Annotated in this window: 21 protein-coding genes; 19 read left to right on the top strand and 2 right to left on the bottom strand. The window is 48.4% G+C overall.

Annotated elements, in window-relative coordinates; genetic code table 11:
- Positions 1-7 precede the first annotated feature (7 nt).
- From MOZ60_RS03210 to MOZ60_RS03170, 9 genes are all read left to right on the top strand, one after another.
- A complete protein-coding gene (locus tag MOZ60_RS03210) occupies positions 8-832 on the top strand; it encodes a hypothetical protein (protein ID WP_370595625.1) in 825 nt (274 codons plus the stop codon).
- Positions 833-864: 32 nt separating this feature from the next.
- Entirely contained in the window at positions 865-1,731 is an 867-nt protein-coding gene (locus MOZ60_RS03205; RefSeq protein ID WP_370595624.1) for a hypothetical protein, read from the top strand.
- Between the two features lie 12 nt (positions 1,732-1,743).
- The gene (locus MOZ60_RS03200) at positions 1,744-2,301 is read left to right on the top strand and encodes a DUF5028 domain-containing protein (protein WP_370595623.1); all 558 of its coding nucleotides are present in this window, start codon (positions 1,744-1,746) and stop codon (positions 2,299-2,301) included.
- Positions 2,302-2,338: 37 nt separating this feature from the next.
- Positions 2,339-3,184: a hypothetical protein gene (locus tag MOZ60_RS03195; RefSeq protein ID WP_370595622.1), complete on the top strand. Its 846-nt coding sequence runs from the start codon at positions 2,339-2,341 to the stop codon at positions 3,182-3,184.
- Between the two features lie 5 nt (positions 3,185-3,189).
- Positions 3,190-3,849: an ABC transporter ATP-binding protein gene (locus tag MOZ60_RS03190; protein ID WP_370595621.1), complete on the top strand. Its 660-nt coding sequence runs from the start codon at positions 3,190-3,192 to the stop codon at positions 3,847-3,849.
- A 164-nt stretch (positions 3,850-4,013) separates the two neighbouring features.
- Positions 4,014-5,357: a replication-associated recombination protein A gene (locus MOZ60_RS03185; protein ID WP_370595666.1), complete on the top strand. Its 1,344-nt coding sequence runs from the start codon at positions 4,014-4,016 to the stop codon at positions 5,355-5,357.
- A gap of 140 nt (positions 5,358-5,497) precedes the next feature.
- Entirely contained in the window at positions 5,498-6,526 is a 1,029-nt protein-coding gene (locus MOZ60_RS03180; RefSeq protein ID WP_277635181.1) for a LacI family DNA-binding transcriptional regulator, read from the top strand.
- Positions 6,527-6,620: 94 nt separating this feature from the next.
- Positions 6,621-7,799 (top strand): ABC transporter ATP-binding protein, encoded by a 1,179-nt coding sequence (locus MOZ60_RS03175; protein WP_108774026.1) that lies wholly within the window; start codon positions 6,621-6,623, stop codon positions 7,797-7,799.
- A gap of 75 nt (positions 7,800-7,874) precedes the next feature.
- Positions 7,875-8,711, top strand: a complete 837-nt coding sequence (locus MOZ60_RS03170; RefSeq protein ID WP_370595620.1) for an HAD family hydrolase — start codon at positions 7,875-7,877, stop codon at positions 8,709-8,711.
- On the opposite strand, the gene MOZ60_RS03165 is transcribed toward MOZ60_RS03170, so the two are convergent.
- Positions 8,712-10,076 carry an MATE family efflux transporter gene (locus tag MOZ60_RS03165; RefSeq protein ID WP_370595619.1) on the bottom strand — a complete coding sequence of 455 codons (1,365 nt, stop codon included), beginning with the start codon at positions 10,074-10,076 and terminating at the stop codon, positions 8,712-8,714.
- Between the two features lie 184 nt (positions 10,077-10,260).
- Here MOZ60_RS03165 and MOZ60_RS03160 point away from each other — a divergent pair, with 184 nt between their 5' ends.
- From MOZ60_RS03160 to MOZ60_RS03115, 10 genes are all read left to right on the top strand, one after another.
- Positions 10,261-10,698, top strand: a complete 438-nt coding sequence (locus tag MOZ60_RS03160; RefSeq protein WP_370595618.1) for a hypothetical protein — start codon at positions 10,261-10,263, stop codon at positions 10,696-10,698.
- A 106-nt stretch (positions 10,699-10,804) separates the two neighbouring features.
- Positions 10,805-11,053 (top strand): TM1266 family iron-only hydrogenase system putative regulator, encoded by a 249-nt coding sequence (locus MOZ60_RS03155; protein WP_277653344.1) that lies wholly within the window; start codon positions 10,805-10,807, stop codon positions 11,051-11,053.
- A 17-nt stretch (positions 11,054-11,070) separates the two neighbouring features.
- A complete protein-coding gene (ybeY, locus tag MOZ60_RS03150) occupies positions 11,071-11,526 on the top strand; it encodes an rRNA maturation RNase YbeY (RefSeq protein ID WP_277635178.1) in 456 nt (151 codons plus the stop codon).
- On the top strand, positions 11,516-11,860 hold the full coding sequence (locus tag MOZ60_RS03145; RefSeq protein ID WP_370595617.1) for a diacylglycerol kinase family protein: 345 nt from the start codon (positions 11,516-11,518) through the stop codon (positions 11,858-11,860). Before ybeY ends, MOZ60_RS03145 begins: the two co-directional genes overlap by 11 nt.
- Positions 11,857-12,750, top strand: a complete 894-nt coding sequence (era, locus tag MOZ60_RS03140; RefSeq protein WP_108774019.1) for a GTPase Era — start codon at positions 11,857-11,859, stop codon at positions 12,748-12,750. Before MOZ60_RS03145 ends, era begins: the two co-directional genes overlap by 4 nt.
- Entirely contained in the window at positions 12,743-13,489 is a 747-nt protein-coding gene (gene recO, locus MOZ60_RS03135) for a DNA repair protein RecO (RefSeq protein WP_370595616.1), read from the top strand. The genes era and recO overlap by 8 nt, the downstream gene beginning before the upstream one ends.
- 57 nt (positions 13,490-13,546) lie before the next feature.
- Positions 13,547-14,929, top strand: coding sequence for a glycine--tRNA ligase (locus MOZ60_RS03130; protein WP_277008696.1), 1,383 nt, complete (start codon positions 13,547-13,549; stop codon positions 14,927-14,929).
- Positions 14,930-14,951: 22 nt separating this feature from the next.
- A complete protein-coding gene (gene dnaG, locus MOZ60_RS03125) occupies positions 14,952-16,718 on the top strand; it encodes a DNA primase (protein ID WP_277655494.1) in 1,767 nt (588 codons plus the stop codon).
- Positions 16,699-17,988, top strand: a complete 1,290-nt coding sequence (rpoD, locus tag MOZ60_RS03120) for an RNA polymerase sigma factor RpoD (protein WP_370595615.1) — start codon at positions 16,699-16,701, stop codon at positions 17,986-17,988. The genes dnaG and rpoD overlap by 20 nt, the downstream gene beginning before the upstream one ends.
- A complete protein-coding gene (locus MOZ60_RS03115; protein WP_370595614.1) occupies positions 17,985-18,662 on the top strand; it encodes a tRNA (adenine(22)-N(1))-methyltransferase in 678 nt (225 codons plus the stop codon). The genes rpoD and MOZ60_RS03115 overlap by 4 nt, the downstream gene beginning before the upstream one ends.
- Positions 18,663-18,738: 76 nt before the next feature.
- Here MOZ60_RS03115 and rpsT read toward each other — a convergent pair whose 3' ends face one another.
- Positions 18,739-19,002 (bottom strand): 30S ribosomal protein S20, encoded by a 264-nt coding sequence (gene rpsT / locus MOZ60_RS03110; RefSeq protein ID WP_108774012.1) that lies wholly within the window; start codon positions 19,000-19,002, stop codon positions 18,739-18,741.
- Positions 19,003-19,161 lie beyond the last annotated feature (159 nt).

Genomic DNA, 19,161 nt, shown 5'->3' with positions numbered 1-19,161 from the left:
GTCTGTGATGAAAAAGAAAAACAATGTCATATTTATTATGGCTGGGATCTTTCTGCTTTGCGCCTTTGCCTATGTAAACCGCTCCTTTCTCAAAAACAGTCTTTTATCATTAATTCCATCGAAGACTGCCAAAGCCATGGAGCCTACTCCGTTTCCCGAAGATCATCTGTTAGAAGCGATTCATAATGAATATCTTGAAACGATGAAAAATCCCAAAGCGGGGAACAGCCAATATGAAAACAAGGCGATTCAGCGCATCTATGAAAGAGACAAGGATCTTAATGAATACGAGGGCAAAGATTTTTCGGATGAGCAGGCAGGTAATCTGCAGCTGAAAATCATCGATTATTTTGTGAGTGACAGCATGGAAGAAGCCAGTGATGGAAAAGCAACGGGTGAGGGGCTAAATAAAAATGCCTGGTATTATAACAAAGCGTTTGATGACAATGGCAATCTGAAACCGCAATATACATTACTGACGGTAGATATGGACATAACAAATACAGGCGATGTCATTCATTATTTATCGACATATCAATCTTTCTTACAGGTATATATTCTGGATGACCAGGGAGAATGGTACTATTGGAATCAGAAAAACCTATGTCTTAGAAAAGATGGAGACAGCTTTGTGGAAATGGGACCAAATAATTATGTGATCTATGATTTGCAGAATGGCGAAACGAAAACGGTACGCTACATATTTGCTATTCCCAAAGAAGTGTTTGATACCGATCTCCATATTGGCGTATTAGCAACAATAGGGTCTTCTCTGATGGAAACCCATAATGAGGATGCATATACGATGTGGATGCTTAGAGGAATTCAATGAGAGTTTTGATTCTTCAGCCAAGGAGTATAATCATGAAAAAGCTATTGAAAATTGACTTGAAACGGATTCTTCACAGCAGGCGTTTCTGCATTTTGATATTGGTTGAGATTGCAGTTGTTGTGCTCTCATATGTTTGGAACACATATCCCTATGGACAAACGCTTTGGAATGTGGCGAAACAGCCTTTTGCGGCGGCACCGGAATTTCATGTGAGCTGGCTTGAAGCTTATTATCCTTTTACCTGGTATGATAAATGGATTGGCGCTGGTATGGGGGATTCGATTTTGGATCATTTCTATTTCATTGCGATGCCGCTGTGCGCGGCTTTTGCCATGGGAGACTATGTGACAAAAGACCATACGACAGGATATGTGAAACAAGTGTTCCTGCACGTTGGCAGAAAACAATACTATGCGGAAAAGGGAGTCTGCAGTTTCCTTGTTGGTGGAATTACCATTCTGATACCGCTGATTGTTAACATTTTCCTGAATGCTGCTCAGTTTTCTTCTCTTGTACCAATGGTGGAAGCGGGATTTGGGGTTGTCGTCCATGGGCATGTATTCAGCAGGCTGTACTATTCCCATCCGTTCATTTATATTCTGATTTATCTTTTCAACAGTTTTATGTATGGCGGTGCATTCTCGGTGCTTGCCTGTGCGGTTGGAATATTTGTTTCCAATGCATTTATTCCTCTTCTGTTTCCGTTTCTGGTCTATTTATTTCAGAATTCTCTGATGACAGCCCTGCAGCATCCTGAATTTGCGTTTGATGCATTGATCACAATGAATCGCGCCTATATCAGTTCTTATCTGTTTTGTCTGCTGGGGGCATTGTGTATTCTGGTACCTGGAATTCTGGGACTTGTTTATGCAGGCAGAAATGATGAGACGATCGGATAGGAGGCAGAACAAATGCTGAAGAAAATCATTATTGGTGTTGTGACAGTATTTTTTGCCTTTTGTTCCATTCTGATTGTGAAGCAGCATATTCGTTATCCCCGGGGCACGCAGGTGGTGTATGCAATGCAGGAACCATTTACGATCGGACCTTTTCAATTGGAAGTGACTGATGTTGAGGGACTTTCATTGACGGAATTTTGTGATTTGTATGACCTGCATATGAAGGAAGAGGACTTTGAGGCTTCTTATAATATACAGGTGATCCTGGTCAGACTGCGGGTGACAAATCAATCCGAGAATGAACAGAATGTTCCTTTTTCAGGCGTGATGATCAGCTCACCGGATTATGCCAACAGTATAGAATTATTTTCGGCTATGGATATTAACGATATTGGGCAGGAGGGACTTGTTTTGCAGCCGCAGGAAACAAGGGAAATCCTGCTGCCCTATATTGAATATGGTGATAGTTATGGCGTAGCTGAGGGGAGTCTTCTGGATCAGGTTCCTCTGCGTCTGAGTTTCAGGCTCTATCCTGAAAAGACGGTGGTAAAGCTGAATGACCTGTGGTGAAATTATGCATAAAGGAAAAAGTTTTGGGCAGGAAATTTTGAAATTATCATCGCGTGACATACGCACCGGCATCTATCAGAACAGATGGAAATATCTTTGGGCAATTCCCTTGATTCTCATTTTCTTCTTTAATTTCCGTGAGCATGTCAATGGTTTCTTTAGCTATGGTCCGCATCAGTTCGAACCCAGTTATATGGATTTCTGCCTGTACCTGTTCAAAGGAAAAGTATTTACACTGCCGGATCCACATGTAAAGTATGAAATACCGATCATGTGGCTGACGACACAGATGTATGCCCTGTATATCATTGGCAGCTATCCAAGCGATGACAGAACCAGGCTGGGACAGCAGTATCTTCTGCGGTGCACCCATTCGACAAGTTGGTATCTGGCGAAGATGATTTACGGCATTGTTGCGGTCGGTTTATTTTATCTGGAAATTCTTGTCATCGCGTTTTTAGTGACAGTTCCAATCTCAAAAGAAGTATTTACAGCACATCCTGAGCTTGTGCGGATGTGCTCCAATATCCATCTGGAAAGACATACAGCTTTGGATCTGTACCGGAGCGTCTTTGTGATGCCGTGGCTGACGGCGGAAACGATGGGACAGGCATATATCTTCCTGCAGTTGTTAATCCGGCCCGCCTATGCATTTCTGGCATCACTGTTATATATCCTTTGCTCGGATTTCTATATGTCAAAATTTCTGATCGGGAACTATTCCATGATTGTAAGAAATGTGCAGGAAAACACCTTTGACGGTATGACAATGGATAGTGTGGATCCGGCTGCCGGCATATGGATTGAACTATTGTGTATAGCAGTTTTCTGGGCTGCAGGTAAGTTGATACTGAAGAAATACGACTATCTGGAAAGAGAGTGAGAGAGATGACGCGGATCAATGTAGTAAACTATAGCAAAATCATCAAAGGCAGAGTCATTCTGGAGGATGTGTCATTATCCCTGGAAAGCGGCAGAATCTATGGCCTGAAGGGAGTAAATGGCAGCGGCAAGACGATGCTGCTGAGAGCTCTTTGCGGACTGATCTATCCAACCAGCGGTTATGTGGAAGTAGATGGCGAAAAGCTGAGGAAAAATATCTCTTTCCCGCGGTCTGTAGGTGCCCTGATTGAATCGCCTGCTTTTCTTGACAACTTTACCGGATATAAAAATCTGGAAATGATCGCCTCTCTCAAGGAAATTGCTTCCCGACAGGACATTGAAGAGGCTTTGGCAGAGACAGGGCTTGATCCGCATGATGCAAGAACATACAAAAAGTATTCACTTGGCATGAAGCAGAAGCTCGGTCTGGCGTGCTGCTTCATGGAGAAACCGGATATCATCCTGCTGGATGAACCTTTCAATGCTCTGGATGAGGAAAGTGTTGAGAAAATCAAGCAAATCATGATCAGGCATAAGGAAAGAGGGGCTCTGATTGTTCTTGCCTGCCATGATGGCCAGTCTTTACTGTCATTGTCGGATGAGATCTACAATGTCGTGGAAGGAAGGGTAACCAAAGCAGACAAGGATACTTCTGGTCAGGACTGATTGCAGGAAGGATGCGGGCATGATCCTGTACCTTCCTGTTTTCTTTTGGAGAAGATGCACGCTTTGAGCCAAATTGACTACAATGAAGAAGAAAAAGCGATGAAAGTTGCACGGTGTCATGTATCTGCCTGCATGTTTGCATCGCTGAAGGAGTTATGAATTCTATGGAACAGCAGTCTCTCTTTGATGATACGAGTTCCTCCAGACCGCTTGCCGACCGTATGCGGCCATCGGATTTATCAGAATATATAGGCCAGCAGCAGCTGCTTGGCAAAGGGAAAATCCTGCGCAGGATGATTGAGACTGACGAAGTTCAGTCCATGATTTTCTGGGGACCTCCCGGCACCGGCAAAACAACGCTTGCCCGTATTATTGCCCATTCCACCCGATCAGATTTTGTCAATTTTTCGGCTGTTACTTCCGGTATCAAGGAAATCCGCCAGGTGATGGACAAGGCAGAGCAAAGCAGGAAAATGGGCAGAAAGACGATCCTGTTTGTGGATGAGATTCATCGTTTTAATAAGGCTCAGCAGGATGCGTTTCTTCCCTATGTAGAGCGCGGTTCTGTCATTCTGATCGGAGCTACCACGGAAAATCCTTCTTTTGAGCTGAATAACGCTCTGCTGTCCCGCTGCAGGGTATTTGTGCTGGAACCATTGTCAAAGGAAAGTTTGGTGCAGATTGAAAAGCATGCCCTGATGGATGAAAGGGGATTTGGCACATGGCAGGTGACGATCGATGACAGCCTTCTTGAATTGATTGCCTCCTATGCAAACGGAGATGCCAGAACCGCTTTGAATACCCTGGAACTTTCTGTCATGAACGGTGCCGGTTCAGGCAGAGAATCCGTTGTGACTAAAGAGATTGTCGATCAGTGCATTCAGGAAAAGACACTGCTGTATGACCGCAATGGCGAGGAACACTATAATCTGATTTCTGCACTTCATAAATCCATGCGGAATTCGGATGCGGATGCAGCCGTCTACTGGCTGGCAAGAATGCTGGAGGCAGGCGAAGATCCCTTGTACATTGCCAGACGAGTTGTACGTTTTGCCTCGGAAGACATCGGCATGGCAGATTCAGGAGCACTCACCGTTGCGATCAATGCCTATCATGCCTGCCAGTTTCTTGGCATGCCGGAATGCTCTGTCCATCTGACCCATGCTGTGGTGTATTGTGCCATTGCCCCCAAATCAAATGCCTTATACCTTGCGTATACAAAAGCTGCCCAGGATGCCCGGCACATGGAAGCAGAACCGGTTCCTCTGGCTTTGCGCAATGCCGAAACAAATCTGATGAAGAATCTTGGCTATGGGCGTGATTACCAGTATGCCCATGACTACAAGGAACATATTACCGGTCTGCAGTGTCTGCCGGATTCTCTGGAGGGGACCCACTATTATGTTCCGACAGACCAGGGACTTGAAAAGCGTGTGCAGGCACGCAAGCAGGAACTTGACCGTCTTCGCATGGAGATGCGGAATAACCAGCAGCAGAAGCCGCATTGAAGCATCTGAGGAAAACAGCTTTATACCAGAAATTGATACGCTGCCATGCCAAAAGTGATTGACAATCTGGCAGCGCTTTCATAGAATAATAACTGTAAACGTTTCCGGTAATGTTTACAACGGTTAGACAGGAGGCCCGGATGACAACAATCAAGGATATTGCAAGGCTTTCCGGGTACAGTATCGGGACAATCTCAAGAGTGCTGAACAATCATCCTGATGTATCGGAAGAAACACGTAAAAAGGTACAGGAGGTCATCGAACGCGAAGGCTATCAGCCAAACAGCAATGCCAAGCTGCTCAAGCAGAGAACGTATTCCAGCATTACGATTCTGGTCAAAGGACGCATGAATGTCTTCTTTGGATCCATTGTTGAAAACATTCAGACACTGCTGAGAGAGAATGGCGAAGAAGCAGTGGTGGAGTACATTGATGACTTTGCCAACGAAGTGCTTGCGGCAGTGCAGATCTGTCTGGAAAGAAGGCCGAAAGGGCTGATCTTCCTTGGCGGCAACATCGAGTATTTTCGCCATGATTTTGGCAAGATTGAGGTGCCGTCGGTACTGCTGACTAACAGTGCGGCAGGTCTTGGCTTCGATAACCTCTCATCCTTCACAACGGATGATACGGCTGCTTCTCAGGAAGCCATCGATTATCTGATCCGGGCAGGACATACACGGATCGGCATCATCGGTGGTTCCGCCAATGAAACAGATGAAGGCCACATCGACTTCCAGAGACTGGCAGGCTGTGAAAAAATCTTTGCCCGCCACAAGATCCCGTTTGATCCAGCACTGCAGTATCAGCCATGCAGATTCTCTCTGCGCGACGGCTATGAGGCTGCTGATATTCTTCTGCACCGTGATCCGTCTTTGACGGCAATCTTTGCCATGGGCGATATCATTGCCCTTGGTGCCATGCGGGCTGCTGTTGACAGCGGCCGGCGTATACCGGATGATCTGTCACTGATCGGCTATGATGGCATTCCCTATGCCAGGTATTCCATTCCGCGTCTTTCGACCATTCGCCAGGATGCGCAGAACATTGCCCGCAGGGGCGTGGAAGACCTGCTGCTGAGAATCAATTACGACCGCAGACCTGTTCATGAAACGGTTGGGTTCAGGGTCATCGCCGGTGAGACAGTCAAGCCATTGAAAAAGGCTTACTGAGGGAAGGAAGAACCCTCTGCCAGCAAACGGAAAGCAGGGCATTTGTCGCGGACCGTTTCAAAATTCTTTCACTGTTTGAAAGGGGCAAAAAAACATGTCAACAGTAGAGTTAAAGCACATCGAAAAAATCTATCCAAACACCGAAGGCAAGAAGAAACATCATCATGAGAAAAAGACAAATCTCAAGGTGACAGAAGAAGGCGTTGTTGCCGTTGAAGACTTCAACCTTTCGATCGCGGATCATGAGTTCATTGTTCTGGTCGGTCCTTCCGGATGCGGCAAGTCCACAACCCTGCGTATGGTTGCCGGCCTTGAGGAAATCACCAAGGGTGATCTTCTGATTGACGGCAAGAGAATGAATGATGTTCAGCCTAAGGACCGTGATATCGCCATGGTCTTCCAGAACTATGCACTGTATCCGCATATGACGGTGCGTCAGAATCTGGAATTCCCGCTGAAACTGCGCAAACTGCCGAAGGATGAAATTGATAAGAAAGTCAATCAGGCTGCTGAAACTCTGGGCATCACCCAGTATCTGGACAGAAAGCCAAAGGCTTTGTCCGGCGGCCAGAGACAGAGAGTTGCCATCGGACGTGCGATTGTCCGTGATCCGAAAGTACTGCTGATGGATGAGCCGCTGTCCAACCTCGACGCCAAACTGAGAAACCAGATGCGTGCTGAGATCATCAAGCTGCGTCAGAGAATCGATTCCACCTTCATGTATGTCACCCATGACCAGACCGAAGCCATGACCCTTGGCGACCGCATCGTCGTCATGAAAGATGGCCGCATCCAGCAGGTTGGCACACCGCAGGAAGTCTATGATCATCCGCGCAACCTGTTCGTTGCAGGCTTCATCGGCATGCCGCAGATGAACTTCTATGATGGCCGTCTTGTCAAGGACGCCAATGGCAAATATGCTGTAACGGTTGGTGCTGCCAAGGTTGTTCTTTCTGAAGACAAGCAGAAGAACCTGGCTGCTCACAATGTGGCAGAACAGGATGTCACCGTCGGTGTCAGACCGGATCATATCTCTCTTGAAAATGTACCGGGTGCCATGATTGAAGGCAAGGTAGATGTTTCGGAAATGATGGGTTCTGCTTACCATCTGCATATCAATGCAGAGGGCCATGACAGCATCATCATTGTGCCGACGCTGGATCTCGATGGCAGACACTATCAGCTTGGCGATACCGTTGCCTTTACATTCTCCGGCAACGTTGTCCATGTCTTTGGCAAAGAATCCGGACTGAATCTGGAATTCGCTGACTGAAAGCACTATACTGACAATCACAAAGTCAGGGGAGCACGTTGATGGCGTGCTCCCTTTTCAAACAAGAGGTGTTTTATGCGGCAGTACGACAATTATATTTTTGATTTCTACGGCACCCTGGTGGATATCCTGACAGATGAAGAGAGCCAGGACCTGTGGCGGCGCATGGCTGAATTCTACAGCTGCTATGGCGCTGACTACAAGCCAAAGATCCTGCATGAAGAATATCTGATGATGGTTCATGATGAAGAAAACATCCTGCGCAGAAAGAAACAGTGCAATGATGTCGAGATCAATCTTGGCCGCGTTTTTGCAAGACTGCTGCTGGAATCCCCGTTTAATCATTACGTATCGCTGTCTGTGTGCGGTAGAAACGTCTATGATCTGCGCCGCCGGGCACACTCAGAAACGATTGATGAAATTGCAGGCAGCGAGTGGGCCATTGCGGTCGGCAACTTCTTCCGCATCCTTTCACGCAAACATCTGCGCGTATATCCCCATACATCTGCCGTATTGCGCAATCTGAAACGGCGTGGAGCCAGAGTCATCCTGTTTACCAATGCCCAGTCTTTGTTTACAATGCCTGAGATCGATGCCTCCGGCCTGAAGCGCTATTTTGACGCCATTTATATCTCATCTGACTATGGCCTGCGCAAACCAGCAGCTTCCTTCCTGCAGCAGATGGTCAAAGAACAGGAACTTGAGACTGCCAATACGCTGCTGATCGGCAATGAAGTGGATACGGATATCCGCTGTGCCTTGTCAGAAGGCATAGATGCTGTCCTGCTTCATGGCTCTCATGAGGATGAAAAAAAGCTGCGCAGTCTTCTGGGGCAGATGACAGGTACAGTGCCCATGGTGAAAACGGCAGCCGATATCAGAATTCTTGAAACAGAAAAATCAGAACAGTGATTACTGTTCGATAACAGCAGTGCTTTCAGCGGATCCGCCGGGCACTGCTTTTTTCATGATGAGCCAGGAAATGACAGCACTGAGTGCTTCACTCACCCAGAAGGCATGGAAGACACCTGCCGCGCCAAACAGATGTGACAGAAGGAAGGCGAGCGGCACAATCAGAATCACATACCGGAATAAAGAAATCCACAATGACTGGGTGCCCTTGGATAAACCTTCCAGAGCACCAGAGGCGGTCACGGAAACAGCCGATACAATGAAGCCTGCGGCAATGATGCGCAATGCCTGGCTGCCAGCCCGGATGGTTTCTGTATTGGATGTAAACAGGCCCATCAGCCAGTCAGGATATGCCATGAAAAGGAACGTGCCGGCACCCATCAGAATCAATATCATGACAAGCACAATCGAGATGATCTTCTTCACACGGTCATATTCTTGGGCACCATAGTTAAAGCCAAGCAGGGGCCGCATACCCTGAATGATGCCGGAGGAAGGCAGATAAAGGAATGTCTGCAGTTTGTAATAAATGCCAAGCACCAGAATATAGACCGGCGCAAACCGGGCAAGAATGCCATTGAGGCACGTGATCAGAAGGGATGGAAGCGCCAGATTCAACGTGGCCGGAATACCCACAGCATAGATTCTTCCAGCCATCCTGGCATCGTCTTTGCAGCGGTGCATGCCAACATGTACAGGCAGCGGGCGGCGGTGATTGCGGATGATGTAGATCAGCAGGCTTACCATCTGGCCAAGACCGGTTGCCAGAGCTGCACCTTCCATGCCCATTCTGGGAAAGAAGCCAATGCCAAAGATCAGGACAGGATCCATGACGATATTAAACAGACATCCTGCTGCCAGGGATACCACTGTCACATTCATCTGTCCCACAGCCTGGAACACTTTTTCAAAGGCAATGCCGCTGTTACTGACAAAGCTGAAAGCAAACGCCACAACGGCATAGCGCACACCATAGGAAATAATCTGCGCATTGTCTGTAAACATGGCCAGAAACCCTGGCATGACAAGAGTTCCCAGTATGCCAAGTACAAGGCCGTGCACAACAGAAAGCCGCATGCCAAGTGAAGCAGCCTGATCTGCCTTCTTCTGCTTTCCGGCACCAAGATAAAACGAAATGACGGCATTGATGCCGACACCATAGCCAATCGCAGCAGCCCCGATCAGGTTCTGGATGGGATATACCAGTGATAATGCGCTCATTGCATCCTCACCCATCTTCGCCACAAAAAAACTGTCGACAATGTTATAAAGACTGTTAACCAGCATTGACAGCATCATCGGAATGGTCATGGTCAGTATCAGCGGTACCAAAGGCCGCTCTTTCATTGTATTTCCCTGCATCATATCCCTCCTTTTGGCCAAAAAAAATCCACATGGCCTGATGTCGTGTGGCGAAAAGGTGATTGTTCATCCGGAAAAATCCACTCGTGTTTTTTCGGCTGTATTATACAAAATGAAGCTGGTGTGTCAAGGCATGCTTGCACCGCACATCAGGAAAGCATACCATACATGCAAAGGAGAGCAGTGTATGCACAAGATTGAACTCAAAGAAGAAGACAGCTCCATGGCAGTCGGCGTACTGACCGCCGGTATTTTTACGGTTATTTTGGTCATGTACCTGTTCAGTTCAAAGGAAACCAAAGAGGCAGCAGGCGCCATGATCTGGCTGGTACTGATTGTTGCCCTCATCGGCTGGGGACTGATTTATGATCATTATAAATCCGGCATGATCTTTGAAGAGGATGGGATCCGCCTGGTACAGGCATTTGGCAGAAATCACTACTGGGCATATTCTGATGTCAGTGAAGTGATTGCCAGAAAAAAGATGTTCATGATCTATGATGCCAGCGGCAGGCGGGCAGCCGTTTTCGGTGCCCGTCTGGACAAACATCCAGAAATTGTGGATCTACTGGAAGAAAAACATGTGCCGCTGCAGATGCTGGATGTGCATACGAAAAATCAATAAATCCTGTTTTGCATCCGGGTTGATGGGCAACAGTGTGCAGGAAGGAAACAGGCAGCTGTGCTATCATTAAGAAAAGCAGATATCTGCATGGGGAGAAGGAGAGAATATGGAAGAAAGCAGAATTGCAATGCTTGCCATTGTCGTAGAAGACACCAACCAGGTCAGCAGCCTGAATGAAATCCTGCATGAATACAGCCAGTATATTATCGGCCGGATGGGACTGCCTTATTCCAAACGGAATATTTCACTGATCTCAATTGCCATGGATGCGCCGGGTGATGTCATTTCCGCACTGTGCGGCAGACTGGGCAATCTCAGCGGTATTACCGTCAAAGCAGCATATTCCCGTTTGTAAGCATAGAAGGAAAAATCATGGAAATTACGATTTATAACCGTACCAATGAGGATGTGCAGGGATACCAGGCACTGTTTGAAAAGATTGGTGCAGCAGCTGAGAAACAGCTTCATCTGTCCCAGACATGCGAGATCAGTGTGACTTTTGTACGCTCTGCCGCGATTCATAAGATCAACCGGGATTACCGCGGCATTGACAGGCCGACAGATGTCATCAGCTTTGCCATCAATGACAGTCCGGATCTGATTGATGATGGTGAAAAAGATCTGGGCGATCTGTTCATCAATATCAACTATGCCCGCCGCCAGGCAAAGGAATACGGCCACAGCTTGAAGCGGGAAGTCTGTTTCCTGTTCACGCATGGCCTGCTGCACTGCCTTGGCTATGACCACATGAAGCCGGAAGATGAAAAGGTCATGTTTGCCCTGCAGGAAAAGATTCTGGATCCGATTGTGCCGCGCGATGATCAATAAGTTTAAAGCTGCCTTTGCCGGCATCGCAGACGGCCTTGGCCACCGTTCTGTCCGTATCCAGTATGAACTTGCGGCATGTGCAATTGCGGCAGGCTGCATCATGAAGCTGACTGCCGGGGAATGGGTGGCTGTCATCATCTGTATCGGCATGGTGATCACAGCTGAAATGCTCAACACATGCATCGAAAAAATCTGCGATATGTACAGCACGGAAATTGATGCCCGCATCAAGGTAATTAAAGATATTGCGGCAGGTGCAGTGCTTGCGGCATCTGCGGCAGCCCTTGTGACGGCGATGGTCATTCTGGCAGTACATTTGAAAGGAAACATATGAGAAGTGGATTTGTTGCCCTGGCTGGCAGGCCGAATGCCGGCAAAAGTACTTTGATCAATGCCCTGGTTAAAGAAAAAGTAGCGATTGTTTCACCCAAGGCACAGACAACACGCTCTGAGATCAGAGGCATCTATACAGACTCTGACTGCCAGATTGTTTTCACGGATACACCCGGTATTCATAAGGCCAAGGACAGACTTGGCGCCAGAATGAACCGCGAATCCGCTGATGTCATCCAGGGCGTCGACCTGATTTATCTGGTCGTGGATGGCAGTGCACCATTCTCTTCCGGAGATGCCTATGTTCTCAACATGGTAAAGCAGGCAGGCGTACCTGTCTTTCTGATCCTGAACAAGGTAGATATGATGTCAAAGGAACAGATACTGCAGATTCTTGGCCAATGGCAGCAGCGCTATGACTTTGCCCAGTATTTTCCACTCAGTGCGAAATTTTCTTCCTCCTTTGAGGATCTGATCAAGACAACGGCATCCTATCTGCCTGAGGGCGGTCTGCTGTATGATGCCAAAGAAGTCACGGATGAACCTGAGAACTTCCGCATTGCGGAAATCATCCGTGAGAAGGTGCTGGAATGCACGGAAAAAGAAGTTCCGCATGCCTCTGCTGTCATTGTTGAAAGCAAGAAATTCACAAAAAAAGGCTGTGAGATTCAGGCTATGATCCTGGTGGAAAGAGAAGGCCAGAAGGGCATCATGATCGGCAAGGGCGGATCGATGCTCAAAAAGATCGGCTCCATGGCCAGAGTGGATCTGGAGAAGCTGCTGGGTGTCCATGTCTATCTGACACTGTTTGTCAGAGTAGAAAGCGAGTGGCGCTCCAAGGACGCCCGTATTTCTGAATACGGCTATGGCGGTGCCTTCCGCGATGAATGACCGTTTGGACGTCATCATTCTCAAACAGAGTGATTACCGGGAAAAAGATGTGCTTCTCAGCGTGCTGAGCAGAGAATATGGCAAGATCAGTTTTTCGGCGCCCGGGGCCCGGAAAATCACCAGCCGCAACGGTGCTTCACTGCTGCCATATACCTCCGCCAGCTTTCTTTTTGACTACCATCCCGGCAGGACCATGTTCCGGCTGCGCACAGCGGAAACCATTGCCCTGCGCCGCCATCTGCATGAAGACCTGGATGCTTCAGCAGGGGCTGCCGTGCTGTGTGAATGTGCGGATGCCTTACTGCTGCCAGGCGAGCAGAGCCTTTCTTCACAGATGTATGATCTGCTGAAACAAAGCCTGGACATGCTGGATCACGGTGATGACATGACAGCTGTGCTTGCTTTATATCTGGGTGATGTGCTGCGCATTTCCGGCATGGCACCGGACGTCGATGAATGCACGGTATGCGCAAAGAAAGAAGTCAGTGCCCTGTCCGTGCAGGCAGGGGGCTTTTTATGCCGCGATGATGCCGCCAAGCTTGGCGTGCCGCTTTCTCCTGCAGCTGATTTAAAGCGTTTCCGCCTCATCTGCAAAGCTGGTCTGCATCACTATGATGCCGTGATGCAGGCAGGGGGTGCCAGCTGGGATGATGTCACCGCCCTGGTGGACTTTCTGCACCAGTACGGCGGCATCACGCTGCGCTCTTTTGCGTTCCTGCAGGAGCTTTATGCACATTGAAAGGTAAAGAGGGAAGTGTTAAACTGTTAGCGTTTAACAAAATTTCAGGAGGATAGCATGGAAAAGGAAAAAACGTTTGATCTCATTGTCTCACATGCAAAAAATACAGGATTTGTATTTCAGGGATCCGAGATCTACGGCGGTCTGAGCAACACATGGGACTTTGGCCCCTATGGCGTCATGCTCAAGGATAATATCAAGCGCGCATGGCAGAAGAAGTTCATTCAGGAAGATCCCAACAATGTTGAGATTCAGGCAGCGATTCTGATGAATCCGAAGGTCTGGGAAGCATCCGGCCATCTCAAGGGATTCTCTGATCCGCTGATGGACTGCCGCGAGTGCCATACAAGACACCGCGCCGACCAGCTGATTGAAGAATGGTCCAATGGCAAGGTCAGCTGTGAAGGCTGGACCAATGAACAGATGGAAAAGTTCATTGAAGACAACAAGATTCCATGCCCTGACTGCGGCAAGCATAATTTCACACCGATCCGTCAGTTCAATCTGATGTTCAAGACATTCCAGGGCACTGTCGAAGATGCCAAGAGCACCGTTTATCTGCGTCCGGAAACAGCCCAGGGCATGTTTGTTGATTTCAAGAACGTACAGCGTGCCTACCGCAAGAAGCTGCCGTTTGGCATCGGCCAGATCGGCAAGTCTTTCCGCAATGAGATTACACCTGGCAACTTTATTTTCCGTACCCGTGAATTTGAGCAGATGGAAATGGAATTCTTCTGCCATCCGGGAGAGGATGACAAGTGGTTCCCTTACTGGCGGCAGTTCTGCATGGACTGGATCCTGTCTCTGGGCGGAACGAAGGAAATGCTGCGGTTCCGTGATCATGCCAAGGAAGAGCTGAGCTTCTATTCCAAGGCCACAACCGATATTGAGTATAAGTTCCCGTGGGGCTGGGGTGAGCTTTGGGGCATCGCTGACCGTACAGATTACGATCTGGGACGTCATCAGGAAGCTTCCGGCAAGGATCTGACCTATCTTGATCCGACCACCAATGAGAAGTTTTTGCCGTATGTCGTGGAACCGGCTGTCGGTGTGGAAAGACTGTTCTTCATGTTCTTCACTGATGCATATGATGAAGAAAAGCTGGAAAATGGCGATACCAGAATCGTCATGCATTTCCATCCGGTTCTGGCACCGGTCAAGGCAGCTATTCTGCCGCTGAAGAAGAAAGCACACAGTGAGAAGGCACAGGAGATTTACCGCTCTTTGTCCTATGATTTTGCTGTTGCATATGATGATGCCGGTTCAATCGGCAAACGCTACCGCCGTATGGATGAAGTAGGAACGCCTTACTGCATCACGGTGGATGATCAGACGATGGAAGACGGTACGGTAACCATTCGTGACCGTGATACCATGGCACAGGAAAGACTGAGCGTAGAGGAGGTCCGTTCCCGCATCAACAAGGCCATTCGTTTCTGATACTGATTAACAAAGGGGGCCCATGGCATATCTTTCTGAAGATGAAATCAATGCTGTTCGCGCCAAAGCAGATATCGTAGATGTCATTTCCCATTATCTGCAGGTACACAAACAGGGCAGGATGTATAAAGCAGTCTGCCCTTTTCATGATGATCATGATCCTTCCCTGAACATCAATCCTGACATGCAGATCTATAAATGCTTTGTCTGCGGCGCTGGCGGCAATGTCTTCTCCTTTGTACAGCGCTATGAGCATGTCTCCTTTCCAGAAGCTGTTGGAAAAGTGGCCGACATGATCGGCTTCCCACTGTCTTCATCACCGGTAAAGAAAAAAAGGGAGGTTGATCCGCATCGTCAGAAGCTGTATGATGCCCTGCAGGAAACCATTAACTACACGATGTATGAACTCAACAGCACCGATGGTGCTGCTGCCCGCAGCTATCTGAAAGGACGCGGCATGGATGACCATACACTGGAGCGGTTTCAGATCGGCTGGAATCCGGAAGGGGATTCCCTGACCCGTTTTCTGCATGCCAAGCACTATGAAGATCAGACTCTGACGGCAGTCAATGTCTCACGGATTACTTCACAGGGTATGCAGGATGTCTTTGCCAGCCGTATCACCTTTCCCATACACGATGCCTATGGCAATCCGGTTGGCTTCAGTGCACGTACGATGGACCCTGACAATCCAGCCAAATATATCAATACGACGCAGACCGAGATCTATGTCAAAGGCCAGCTTGTCTACAATGCCCATCGGGCAAAGGAAGAAGCACGCCGGGCAGGCAGAATCTATATCTGTGAAGGCGTGACAGATGTCATTGCCTTTGACAGAGCAGGCATTGCCAATGCAGTCTGTACACTGGGCACTGCCTGTACCCAGGAACAGATCCGTCTGATCCGCCATCTGGCACCGCTCCTTGTGTTCTGCTATGATGGCGATCAGGCAGGCCAGAATGCGACCTGGCGCGCTGTCCAGATGGCCAGAAAAGAAAACTGTGAGGTTGCGGTCATCGACAACCGCACCGGCAAGGATCCGGATGAAATCCTGCGGCAGGACGGGAAAGAAGCACTTCAGAATCTGGCTGCGAAGGAAATTTCCTGGATGGACTTCTATCTTTCCTACATGGAAAAGCGCACCAATCTGAATTCCTATCTGGAGAAAAAAGAATTCATCACCCAGGCCAGCCAGATTGCGGAAACCATCACCGATGAAATGGACCGGAAATATCTGCTGGATCAGGCATCCAGAATCACCGGAATCCAGGCGGTCTATACCCCCAGGCAGGAAGAGATCAGCGTACCGATGCCATCATCGCAGCTTCATGTTTCCCATGTGGCGCCGGCCGCAGGCAACGACAAGGCTGAGGAGCAGATTCTGATGATGATGCTCAAATATCCCGGGGCATCCAGAATCTTTGAAGATGAACTTGGCTATCTGCTCAATCCGCAGCGCCAGACCCTGGCTGTGATGATTCTGGAAATGGTGCACCAGCAGGGCAAAGCCGATCCGCAGGTATTGATGGACCGCACCCAGGATCAGCAGATTCGTGATCTGATCAGTGCGCTTGTGTGCAGCGAGGCCTATGAGATGGACTTTGATGCAAGCATGTTGTCAGGCGCGATCCGCCGCGTGAAAATTACCTATCTGCAGAATGAAGCAGATGCCTATAAACAGCAGCTGCTGACGGATCTGAATCCGCAGAGCAGAGCGCTGCTGATGAAGCAGTATACAGAATGTGTCAGCCAACTAAGGAGGTACCTGGATGAAGAAAACAAGCAGTGAGAAAAAAACGGACAGTGCAGCCCGCCATGGCGCTGCTTATGGAGGGGCATCTTCTGCAAAGAAGAGCGGCGTCATTGATCCCTATGTGCATGAAGCAGGCGGCAGCCGGATCAAAACACTTGATGAACTGAAGCAGGATTATGCCGCCGTCTACCAGCATGACGGCGTGCTGTATCAGAAAGATGTCATGGCCTCTTTGGAAAATCTGGATCTGGACGATGATGAGATTGACAGCCTGTGGACATGGTTTGCGGACAATGACATTGATGTCGCTGAAGACGATGATATTGCCGATGAACTTGCTGAAGAAGAGGAAGATGCGCCTGACTCTCTTGGCAATGATGAGGAAGAAGGAGATGTTGAGGACCGCGATCAGATCGGAGAACTTCTGAAAAAGAAATATGCTCCGGAAGAGCTCGTCAATGCCAGTGCGGCAACGCAGCTGAATGATCCTGTCAAAATGTATCTGAAAGAAATCGGCAGAGTGCCGCTGCTGAAGCCGGAAGATGAGCGCGAAATTGCCAGGCGTGTGGAAGAAGGCGATGAAGAAGCACGCAATATTCTGATCTCCAGCAACCTGCGCCTTGTTGTTTCCATTGCAAAAAAGTATGTTGGCAGAGGCATGCTGTTTCTGGATCTGATCCAGGAAGGCAACATGGGACTGGTCAAGGCAGTAGAAAAGTTTGACTACCGCAAAGGTTTCAAGTTTTCAACGTATGCTACCTGGTGGATTCGGCAGGCAATCACCCGTGCCATTGCGGATCAGGCCAGAACCATCCGTATTCCTGTCCATATGGTAGAAACCATCAATAAGCTGACCAGAGTGCAGAGACAGCTCGTGCAGGAACTGGGCCGGGAGCCAACTGCTGAAGAAATCTCTGCCAAGATGGACGGCATCTCACCAGCCAAAGTCCGGGAAATCCAGAAGATCGCTCTGGAACCTGTTTCGCTGGAAACACCAATCGGTGAGGAGGATGACAGCCACCTTGGTGATTTCATTGAAGACAAGGATGCCATGAGCCCGGATGAATATGCCAACAATCAGCTGTTGAAAGATGAGATCGACAATGTCCTTTCCGGCCTGACTGACCGTGAAGAGAAAGTGCTGCGGATGCGGTTCGGCCTGTATGACGGCAAGCCAAGAACACTGGAAGAAGTTGGCAAGGAATTCAATGTGACAAGGGAGAGAATCCGCCAGATTGAAGCAAAGGCACTGCGCAAGCTGAAGCATCCGAACCGTTCCCGCAAACTCAAGGACTTCATGGAATGATGAAGCGCCTGCAGGTACTGACAGATATGGTGCCTTCCGGGCTGGTCACTGCCGATATTGGCACAGATCATGCCTGGCTGCCCGTTATGCTTGTCGAACAGCACAAAGCCGCACGTGTCTATGCATGTGATGTCCGCAAAGGCCCCCTGCATCAGGCAGCTGCCAACATTGTCGCAAACCACATGGAGAAAGAAATCACGCTTGTTTTGAGCAACGGGTTTGCCAACGTGCCGCAGGATGCACAATGTGCGGTCATTGCCGGCATGGGGGTGCATACGATCATTTCCATTCTGGATGCAGACGCAGACAGGACAGCGCAGTTTGCTGCGATTATCACAGAAGCCAATGATGATCCTATCACCATGCGCAGGTGGATTGCTGCAAAGCAATACAAAATCACGGATGAACGGGTGATCAGTGAAAACAGGCATGACTATACAGCCATTGCTTTTGTGCCAAAGAAGACAGATGTGCCGTATACAGAAGAAGATCTGATTCTTGGCCCCATCTTGTCAAAGCATCCGGAAGAAGGCTATATCAGCTTTCTCAAGCGGCGTACACAGAAGCTGCATCACATCCTGTCATTGCGCAAAGATGAAAGCAGCGATACAAAAAAGCTGCGCGCAGAAGCATCGATCATGGATGCCTTCCTGCAGGATGCAGACAATATATGAAATATGAAAAAACGGCTGGGGGTTATTCCTCAGCCGTTTCATAATACAAAAAAGAAGACCGCAGTCTTCTTAATTATCAGGCGATGTTATTAACAGCTTTCTGCAGTCTGGACTTCTGACGGGCAACATAATTCTTCTTCTTGAAACCACTGACGATTGCCTTATCAAGAAGTTTATTTGCCTGGTTCATAGCTGTCACGGCTGCATCCTTGTCATTTGCAGCAGCTGCAGTCTTGACTGCCTTGATTGCTGTTTTCAGAGCACTCTTTTCACCAGCGAGGGCATTCTGTCTCTTCAGATTTGTGAGTGCACGCTTTTTCTGCGACTTAATATTTGCCATTTATAACACCTCCGTTTCTTCAAGCAGATGGAATTATAACAAAGCGGTTTTCAAATTGCAATGAAAACAGCAGCCATGCTGTATTTTGTGAATAAGATGTGCTTTAATGGCAAATTTAGTATAATTGGCGGGACAAAGGAGGACATCCTCATGTTTAAC

It is taken from the genome of Grylomicrobium aquisgranense, assembly GCF_033971865.1.
GTDB classification, from domain to species: Bacteria; Bacillota_I; Bacilli_A; order Erysipelotrichales; family Erysipelotrichaceae; genus Bulleidia; species Bulleidia massiliensis.
This window is presented reverse-complemented; position numbering and strand designations above follow the sequence as displayed.

Excerpts from the sequence above, each read along its gene's own strand:
- MOZ60_RS03210 (WP_370595625.1), top strand. The coding sequence starts at position 8 with ATGAAAAAGAAAAACAATGTCATATTTATTATGGCTGGGATCTTTCTG.
- MOZ60_RS03205 (WP_370595624.1), top strand. The coding sequence starts at position 865 with ATGAAAAAGCTATTGAAAATTGACTTGAAACGGATTCTTCACAGCAGG.
- MOZ60_RS03200 (WP_370595623.1), top strand. The coding sequence starts at position 1,744 with ATGCTGAAGAAAATCATTATTGGTGTTGTGACAGTATTTTTTGCCTTT.
- MOZ60_RS03190 (WP_370595621.1), top strand. The coding sequence starts at position 3,190 with ATGACGCGGATCAATGTAGTAAACTATAGCAAAATCATCAAAGGCAGA.
- MOZ60_RS03185 (WP_370595666.1), top strand. The coding sequence starts at position 4,014 with ATGGAACAGCAGTCTCTCTTTGATGATACGAGTTCCTCCAGACCGCTT.
- MOZ60_RS03180 (WP_277635181.1), top strand. The coding sequence starts at position 5,498 with ATGACAACAATCAAGGATATTGCAAGGCTTTCCGGGTACAGTATCGGG.
- MOZ60_RS03175 (WP_108774026.1), top strand. The coding sequence starts at position 6,621 with ATGTCAACAGTAGAGTTAAAGCACATCGAAAAAATCTATCCAAACACC.
- MOZ60_RS03170 (WP_370595620.1), top strand. The coding sequence starts at position 7,875 with ATGCGGCAGTACGACAATTATATTTTTGATTTCTACGGCACCCTGGTG.
- MOZ60_RS03165 (WP_370595619.1), bottom strand. The coding sequence starts at position 10,076 with ATGATGCAGGGAAATACAATGAAAGAGCGGCCTTTGGTACCGCTGATA.
- MOZ60_RS03160 (WP_370595618.1), top strand. The coding sequence starts at position 10,261 with ATGCACAAGATTGAACTCAAAGAAGAAGACAGCTCCATGGCAGTCGGC.
- MOZ60_RS03155 (WP_277653344.1), top strand. The coding sequence starts at position 10,805 with ATGGAAGAAAGCAGAATTGCAATGCTTGCCATTGTCGTAGAAGACACC.
- ybeY (WP_277635178.1), top strand. The coding sequence starts at position 11,071 with ATGGAAATTACGATTTATAACCGTACCAATGAGGATGTGCAGGGATAC.
- MOZ60_RS03145 (WP_370595617.1), top strand. The coding sequence starts at position 11,516 with ATGATCAATAAGTTTAAAGCTGCCTTTGCCGGCATCGCAGACGGCCTT.
- era (WP_108774019.1), top strand. The coding sequence starts at position 11,857 with ATGAGAAGTGGATTTGTTGCCCTGGCTGGCAGGCCGAATGCCGGCAAA.
- recO (WP_370595616.1), top strand. The coding sequence starts at position 12,743 with ATGAATGACCGTTTGGACGTCATCATTCTCAAACAGAGTGATTACCGG.
- MOZ60_RS03130 (WP_277008696.1), top strand. The coding sequence starts at position 13,547 with ATGGAAAAGGAAAAAACGTTTGATCTCATTGTCTCACATGCAAAAAAT.
- dnaG (WP_277655494.1), top strand. The coding sequence starts at position 14,952 with ATGGCATATCTTTCTGAAGATGAAATCAATGCTGTTCGCGCCAAAGCA.
- rpoD (WP_370595615.1), top strand. The coding sequence starts at position 16,699 with ATGAAGAAAACAAGCAGTGAGAAAAAAACGGACAGTGCAGCCCGCCAT.
- MOZ60_RS03115 (WP_370595614.1), top strand. The coding sequence starts at position 17,985 with ATGATGAAGCGCCTGCAGGTACTGACAGATATGGTGCCTTCCGGGCTG.
- rpsT (WP_108774012.1), bottom strand. The coding sequence starts at position 19,002 with ATGGCAAATATTAAGTCGCAGAAAAAGCGTGCACTCACAAATCTGAAG.